1 protein-coding gene is annotated in these 952 nt (G+C 68.6%); it reads left to right on the plus strand.

Annotated elements, in window-relative coordinates; translation table 11 throughout:
• Positions 1-35 precede the first annotated feature (35 nt).
• Positions 36-952: 2-isopropylmalate synthase (locus ACY34I_RS40500; protein WP_462760846.1), on the plus strand; the 917-nt coding region annotated here is incomplete at its 3' end.

Raw genomic sequence — 952 nt, forward strand, 5'->3', positions numbered from 1 at the left:
CTGCTGACGCCACATGTTCCAGGGAGCACTCCGAGATGGCTGAAATCGCCACCGACGCTGAAACCGATCCGATCGCCCGGCAGCGCCCCAGCCGGATGCCGGTCCACCGTTACCTGCCGTACCACCAGCAGTTCCGCCTCGATCTGCCGGACCGCACCTGGCCGACCCGCCGGGTCGACGCCGCGCCGCGCTGGTGCGCGGTGGACCTGCGCGACGGCAACCAGGCGCTGATCGACCCGATGTCGCCGGAGCGTAAGCGCCGGATGTTCCAGCTGCTGGTGCAGATGGGCTACAAGGAGATCGAGGTCGGCTTCCCCTCGGCCAGCCAGACCGACTACGACTTCGTCCGGCAGCTGATCGAGCAGGACCTGATCCCGGAAGACGTCACCATCCAGGTGCTCACCCAGTGCCGGGAGCACCTGATCGACCGGACCTTCGAGTCGCTGCGCGGCGCCCGCCGGGCCATCGTGCACTTCTACAACTCGACCTCGACGCTGCAGCGGCGAGTGGTCTTCGGCCTCGACCGCGACGGCATCACCGACATCGCCACCACCGGCGCCCGGCTCTGCCAGAAGTACGCGCAGATCCACACCCCGGACACCGACATCCACTACGAGTACTCACCGGAGTCGTACACCGGCACCGAACTGGAGTACGCCCTCGAGGTCTGCGCCAAGGTCATCGACGTGGTCGACCCGACCCCGGACCGGAAGCTGATCGTCAACCTGCCGGCCACCGTCGAGATGGCCATGCCGAACGTCTACGCCGACTCCATCGAGTGGATGCACCGGCACCTGCCCCGCCGGGACAGCCTGGTGCTGAGCCTGCACCCGCACAACGACCGGGGCACCGGCGTCGCCGCCGCCGAGCTGGGCCTGCTCGCCGGCGCCGACCGGATCGAGGGCTGCCTGTTCGGCAACGGCGAACGCACCGGCAACGTCGACCTGGTGAC

The sequence above is a fragment of the Micromonospora sp. RTBAU3-60 genome, from assembly GCF_054963695.1.